The 4,364-nt window shown below is 67.7% G+C and carries 5 protein-coding genes and 1 tRNA gene; 3 read left to right on the plus strand and 3 right to left on the minus strand.

Annotated features, from left to right (window positions below; all coding sequences use genetic code 11):
* The first annotated feature begins 199 nt into the window (after positions 1-199).
* Positions 200-273: transfer RNA gene (locus H5J26_RS28745), tRNA-Met, on the plus strand.
* Between the two features lie 214 nt (positions 274-487).
* Here the strand turns inward: H5J26_RS28745 and H5J26_RS28750 are convergent.
* Entirely contained in the window at positions 488-904 is a 417-nt protein-coding gene (locus H5J26_RS28750) for a Fur family transcriptional regulator (RefSeq protein WP_181768895.1), read from the minus strand.
* A gap of 134 nt (positions 905-1,038) precedes the next feature.
* Between H5J26_RS28750 and H5J26_RS28755 the strand changes: the two genes are divergently transcribed.
* Positions 1,039-2,505, plus strand: coding sequence for a catalase (locus H5J26_RS28755; protein WP_181768896.1), 1,467 nt, complete (start codon positions 1,039-1,041; stop codon positions 2,503-2,505).
* 101 nt (positions 2,506-2,606) lie between these two features.
* Here H5J26_RS28755 and H5J26_RS28760 read toward each other — a convergent pair whose 3' ends face one another.
* Entirely contained in the window at positions 2,607-3,014 is a 408-nt protein-coding gene (locus H5J26_RS28760; RefSeq protein WP_181768897.1) for a cyclic nucleotide-binding/CBS domain-containing protein, read from the minus strand.
* Between the two features lie 201 nt (positions 3,015-3,215).
* The gene (gene hisN, locus H5J26_RS28765) at positions 3,216-4,010 is read right to left on the minus strand and encodes a histidinol-phosphatase (RefSeq protein WP_181768898.1); all 795 of its coding nucleotides are present in this window, start codon (positions 4,008-4,010) and stop codon (positions 3,216-3,218) included.
* Positions 4,011-4,175: 165 nt separating this feature from the next.
* Between hisN and H5J26_RS32475 the strand changes: the two genes are divergently transcribed.
* Positions 4,176-4,364, plus strand: a 189-nt coding sequence (locus tag H5J26_RS32475; RefSeq protein WP_181768899.1) for a TetR/AcrR family transcriptional regulator, incomplete at its 3' end; no start/stop codon positions are given.

Here is a 4,364-nt window from a genome sequence, read left to right on the forward strand (position 1 = left end):
GGGCCAGTGGTGGTGTGCCCAGGCCGTCGAGCTCGGTCCCGCCGAGGTCGCCGAGCGTGCGGCCAAACTGCGGGACGCGCTGCGCTCCGAGTTGACCGCTTGAGAGCCCGTACCCGCGCCGTGTGCGCGGGTACGGGCAGGCGCTCCCGAAGCGATTTGCGCTGGTCGTCGCCGCAGGGTTAGAGTTACGACACAACGGCGCGGGGTGGAGCAGCTCGGTAGCTCGCTGGGCTCATAACCCAGAGGTCGCAGGTTCAAATCCTGTCCCCGCTACTGAAGATGAAGGCCCGGATCCTCAAGGATCCGGGCCTTCGTCATGTGTGGGCAGCCGTCGAGAGATCGGGGGTCCGAGAGAAACGGACTCCGGGCGGCGCTTCCTCGGTCGGAGGCGCCCTCGTCAGTTCACTGGACGGTCAGTTCGCCGGGCTCGCTGCACCTCTGGCTCGCTGCACTGCGGGCTCGGCCCACTGCGATCAGCTCGCCGGCGTCAGGCGGCGGCGCACTGGGGGCACGTACCCCTGTAGGTGATGCTGGCGTCCGAGATGGTGAAGCCGTACCGCTCGGCCTCGGGGAGCTCTGCGAGCGGGTCGCCCGAGGGGTGGACGTCGCGGATGGTGCCGCACTTCGAACAGACCAAGTGCTGGTGAGTGTGCCGCGCGTTGGGGTCGTACCGCTTGGCGCGACCGTCCGTGCTGACCTCGATCACCTCTCCGATGGAGACGAGCTCGCTCAGCGTGTTGTAGACGGTGGCGCGTGCGATCTCGGGCAGGCGCGCGGAGGCGCGTGCGTGGACCTCGTCAGCCGTGTAGTGAACGTGATCGCCGTCCAGAACCTCGGCGACGACTCGCCGCTGCGCGGTGAGCCGCCAGCCTCGCTCACGGAGTCGCTCCAGCAGGTCACTCATACGCAAAGCCTAGCAGTGCCGGGGTCCGGGAAGAGAACCCGTACGGACTTCGTCCTGTTCTTGACTTAGACATTGTCCAATGTAGGATCGGCGGAGCTCAGACCAGCACAGGTAGGTACGAAGCAGAGGAGTACGTGACGGTGCAGGACAAGACAACCGGTCCGCTGACGACGGAAGCCGGCGCTCCGGTCGCGGACAACCAGCAGACCCAGACAGCCGGCCCCGGCGGACCCGCCTTGATCCAGGACCAGCTTCTTCTGGAAAAGCTGGCGCACTTCAACCGCGAGCGCATCCCGGAGCGCATCGTGCATGCGCGCGGTGCCGGTGCGTACGGCACCTTCACGCTGACCGCCGACGTGTCGCGCTACACCCGGGCGAAGTTCCTCTCCGAGGTCGGCAAGCAGACCGAGACCTTCCTGCGCTTCTCGACGGTGGCGGGCAACCTCGGTGCGGCCGACGCCGTCCGGGACCCCCGCGGCTTCGCGCTGAAGTTCTACACCGAGGAGGGCAATTACGACCTCGTCGGCAACAACACCCCGGTCTTCTTCATCCGGGACGCCATCAAGTTCCCCGACTTCATCCACACCCAGAAGCGGGACCCGTACACGGGCTCGCAGGAGGCGGACAACGTCTGGGACTTCTGGGGCCTCTCACCCGAGTCGACCCACCAGGTGACCTGGCTCATGGGTGACCGCGGCATTCCCGCCACCTACCGTCACATGAACGGCTACGGCTCCCACACCTTCCAGTGGACGAACGCCGACGGCGAGGTCTTCTGGGTCAAGTACCACTTCAAGACCGACCAGGGCATCGAGACCCTCAGCAACGAGGAAGCCGAGATCCTGGCGGGCAAGGACCCGGACAGCCACCAGCGGGACCTGCGTGAGTCCATCGAGCGCGGGGACTACCCGAGCTGGACGGTGCAGGTGCAGATCATGCCGGCGGCGGACGCGTCGAACTACCGCTTCAACCCCTTCGACCTGACCAAGGTCTGGCCGCACGAGGACTACCCGCCGATCGAGATCGGCAAGCTCGAGCTCAACCGCAACCCGGAGAACATCTTCGCCGAGGTCGAGCAGTCGATCTTCTCGCCGCACCACTTCGTGCCCGGCATCGGCCCGTCCCCGGACAAGATGCTCCAGGGCCGTCTCTTCGCGTACGGCGACGCCCACCGCTACCGCGTGGGCATCAACGGCGACCACCTGCCGGTCAACCGTCCGCACGCCACGAACGCCAACTCGCACGGTCGTGACGGCGTGATGTACGACGGCCGGCACGGCGGCGCGAAGAACTACGAGCCCAACAGCTTCGACGGCACGAAGCAGACGGACAGGCCGCTTTGGGAGCCGACCGCGGTGGCGGGCCTGACGGGCAATCACGTCACCCCGTCGCACGCCGAGGACGACGACTTCGTCCAGGCGGGCAACCTCTACCGGCTGATGCCGGAGGACGCCAAGCAGCGTCTGATCGACAACATCGCGGGCTTCGTCTCCCGTGTCTCGCGGGACGACATCGCCCAGCGGGCCATCGAGAACTTCCGCAAGGCGGACGAGGACTACGGCAAGCGACTGGAGGCCGCGGTCCAGGCCCTGCGCGGCTGACCCGACAGCTGGCCGTACAGCCCGGAGGGACCGGTGTGAAGCCGGTCCCTCCGGTGCGTGCGGCGCTCCTTGAGGCGCCTTGCAGTCGAGGGGTGCCGTCCTCACACGGCGAGGGGCTGCGCGGCATCCTCTCTGCCGGACCAGCAGCGCACGATGTCCCGCACGGAGACGACTCCGACCGCTTCCTGTCCGTCCAGCACGATCAGGTGGCGGAAGCCTCCGTGCGTCATGGCCGCGGCTGCCTGGTCGAGGGTCCAGTCGGGAGTCGCGAAGACGACGTCGGTCGTGGTGTGCGCGTGTGCTGATTCGAGGTCGGGGTTCTGGTCGGCGCCGAGTGAGTTGAGGATGTCGCGCTCGGTCAGAATGCCGAGCCCGCTGGTGTCGGGGTCGAAGACCACTGCTGCGCCGACTCTGCGGGCCGACATCAGTGCGGCCGCCTGCCGCAGGGTGTGGGCGGGGCCGATCGTGAGGACCACAGTGCTCATGGCGTCTCGGACGAGCGTGGGCATGTTCGTGGGCCACCTCCTTGGAGGAACCACTTCCCCTTCGAGAAGTAATTCACAAGGGCACAAGCTTACGGAGGTTCATGTTCACATGCCTCCGTCCGCACAACAAGGGCGCGGTCACACGCGAGGTGGCAACGTGGCGCAAGGTGGCCGGACTGCGCGCCCTCCGTCGGATCCAAGCCGTCGGATCCAAGCCGTCAGGATCTAAGCCGTCAGGTAGGCGAGCACTTCCTCGTGCAGGCGACCGTTCGAGGCCAACGCGTTGCCGCTGTGCGGCCCGCGCCTGCCGTCGAGGCCGGTGAACGTGCCGCCCGCCTCCTGCACGATGATCGCGTTCGCCGCCATGTCCCACAGGGAGAGTTCGGGCTCCGCGCAGGCGTCCATCGAGCCCTCGGCGACCATCATGTACGGCCAGAAGTCGCCGTAGCCGCGCGTACGCCAGCAGCTGCGCGTCAGCTCCAGGAAGCCGGGCAGCATGCCGCGCTCCTCCCAGCCGTGCAGTGAGGAGTACCCGATGGACGCGTCCCGTACGGATTCCACCTGCGAGACGCGCAGCCGGCTGGCCTGGGAGAGGCTGCGCCCCGTGTAGGCGCCCCTGCCCTTCGCGGCCCACCAGCGGCGGTTGAGGGCCGGGGCCGAGACCAGGCCGACGACGGGCTGGTCGCCGCCCTCTCCCAGCTCGGTCAGGGCGATCAGAGTCGCCCAGACGGGCACGCCGCGGACGTAGTTCTTGGTGCCGTCGATCGGATCGATGATCCAGCGGCGGGAGCCGTGCCCTTCCGTGCCGAACTCCTCGCCCAGCACCGCGTCCCGCGGACGGGTGCGCTTGAGCGAGGTGCGGATCAGCTCCTCCGCAGCCTTGTCGGCCTCGCTCACCGGAGTCAGGTCCGGCTTTGTCTCGATTTTGAGGTCGAGAGCCTTGAACCGCTCCATCGTCGCGGCGTCGGCGGCGTCGGCCAGTACGTGGGCGAGGCGCAGATCATCGTGGTAGTCCGGCATGTGTGAACAGTATCGACCGGGTGGATCGCCAGCCACAGGGCGATGCCCGGACGAGGCAGGCGGGTACCTGCCATTCGGGCGGACCGGTCTGCGCGCGCTGTCTTGACAGAGCCTGGCGGCACGTCAATTCTGTCCCGCACCCCAGCCGCCGGGTACGGAGACACGATGCCTACTGCGCGCGAGACATTGCTGGAAGCCGCTCATGAGGCAGCCGGCAATCAGCCCTGGACAGGAGTGCGGATGGTGGACGTCGCCGCCGCCGCAGGTGTGTCCCGGCAGACGCTTTACAACGAGTTCGGCACGAAGGAAGGTCTCGGCGCGGCGTTGGTGAGCCGGCTGGTCGACGGCTTCCTC

Origin of the sequence: Streptomyces albidus (ex Kaewkla and Franco 2022) (genome assembly GCF_013870515.1) — a bacterium.
Classification (GTDB): Bacteria; Actinomycetota; Actinomycetes; order Streptomycetales; family Streptomycetaceae; genus Streptomyces; species Streptomyces albidus.

Bases quoted from the DNA above. Each gene is read 5' to 3' on its own strand.
- H5J26_RS28750 (WP_181768895.1), bottom strand. From the start codon at position 904: ATGAGTGACCTGCTGGAGCGACTCCGTGAGCGAGGCTGGCGGCTCACC.
- H5J26_RS28760 (WP_181768897.1), bottom strand. From the start codon at position 3,014: ATGCCCACGCTCGTCCGAGACGCCATGAGCACTGTGGTCCTCACGATC.
- hisN (WP_181768898.1), bottom strand. From the start codon at position 4,010: ATGCCGGACTACCACGATGATCTGCGCCTCGCCCACGTACTGGCCGAC.